Origin of the sequence: Paracoccus sp. IB05 (genome assembly GCF_016405985.1) — a bacterium.
Classification (GTDB): domain Bacteria; phylum Pseudomonadota; class Alphaproteobacteria; order Rhodobacterales; family Rhodobacteraceae; genus Pseudogemmobacter.
The window spans coordinates 1-1,673 of sequence record NZ_JAEFCF010000088.1 but is presented as its reverse complement, the minus strand read 5'-3'; the positions used below and the strand labels follow the sequence as shown (position 1 = coordinate 1,673).

The window sequence follows — 1,673 nt, the reverse complement described above, 5'->3', positions numbered from 1 at the left end:
AGGCCCCGGCGGTGGTGCCGAGCTTCTGGTATTCGGCCTCCCAATGCGGGTCATTATCGCCAAGCGCGATCAGCGCGGCGGTGCCGACCGCGACCGCATCGGCGCCAAGCGCCAGTGCCTTGGCCACATCGGCGCCGGTGCGGATGCCGCCCGAGACGATCAGCTGCACTTTGCGGTGCATGCCCAGATCCTGCAGCGCCCTGACCGCCTGGGGCAGTGCCGCCAGCGTCGGCTGGCCGACATGTTCGATGAACACGTCCTGGGTCGCGGCGGTGCCGCCCTGCATGCCGTCGATCACCACGACATCGGCGCCCGCTTTGACCGCCAGCGTCGTGTCGTAATAGGGCCGCGCGCCGCCGATCTTGATATAGATCGGCTTCTCCCAGCCGGTGATCTCGCGGATCTCGAGGATCTTGATCTCGAGGTCATCGGGGCCGGTCCAGTCGGGGTGACGGCAGGCCGAACGCTGGTCGATGCCTTTGGGAAGGTTGCGCATTTTGGCAACCCGGTCCGAGATCTTCTGACCCAGAAGCATGCCGCCGCCGCCCGGTTTGGCGCCCTGGCCGACCACCAGTTCGATCGCATCGGCACGGCGCAGATCGTCAGGGTTCATGCCGTAACGCGAGGGCAGATACTGATAGACCAGGGTCTGGGAATGGCCGCGCTCTTCGGGGGTCATGCCGCCGTCACCGGTGGTGGTCGAGGTGCCCGAAAGCGTAGCCCCCCGGCCAAGCGCTTCCTTCGCCGCGCCCGAAAGCGCGCCAAAGCTCATCCCCGCGATGGTGATCGGGATATCCAGCGTGATCGGCTTTTTGGCGAAACGGGTGCCGAGGACCACTTTGGTCTCGCAGCGCTCGCGGTAGCCTTCCAGCGGATAGCGCGAGATCGAGGCGCCAAGGAACAGCAGGTCGTCGAAATGCGGCAGCTTGCGTTTGGCGCCACCGCCGCGGATGTCATAGATGCCGGTCGCCGCGGCGCGGCGGATCTCGGAATTGATCTCCTGGCTATAGGTCCAGGACTGGCGCGGCACGGTCTGCGGGATCACTTTTTGCTCGTCTTTCATGGGCATGATCCTCAATAGGCCGACGCATTGTCGATGTTGAAGTTATAGAGTTTGCGGGCCGAGCCGTAGCGTTTGAACTCTTCGGGCTTTGCATCCGCCCCGGCGCGCTCCAGCAGGTCCTGGAGGATGGCGATATGCTCGGGGCGCATCTCTTTCTCGATGCAATCGGCGCCGAGCGATTTGACCGAGCCGCGCACGAAAAGCCGTGCCTCGTAAAGGCTGTCGCCAAGTGCGTCACCGGCATCGCCCAGCACCACCAGATTGCCCGATTGTGCCATGAAAGCCGACATATGGCCGATATTGCCATGCACGACGATATTGATGCCCTTCATCGAAATGCCGCAACGCGAGCTGGCATTGCCTTTGATGACCAGAAGCCCGCCATTGCCGGTCGCGCCGGCATATTGGCTGGCATCGCCCTCGATCACGACGGTGCCGGACATCATATTCTCGGCCACACCCGGGCCCGCCGAGCCCTTCACGGTGACGGTCGCCTGCTTGTTCATGCCGGCGGTGTAATAGCCGGTCGAGCCCTTGACGGTGACTTCGATCGGGGCATCAAGGCCGACGGCCAGCGCATGGCTGCCCTTCGGATTGGTGATCTCCCAGG

At 64.1% G+C, this 1,673-nt stretch carries 2 protein-coding genes; both read right to left on the bottom strand.

Translation table 11 applies throughout. The features are described from left to right. Positions 1-1,069, bottom strand: a 1,069-nt coding sequence (locus tag JC607_RS25145) for an FMN-binding glutamate synthase family protein (protein ID WP_370584959.1), incomplete at its 3' end; no start/stop codon positions are given. A 5-nt stretch (positions 1,070-1,074) separates the two neighbouring features. Further along, the coding region (locus JC607_RS25140; protein ID WP_198839439.1) for a GXGXG domain-containing protein at positions 1,075-1,673 on the bottom strand (599 nt) is incomplete at its 5' end.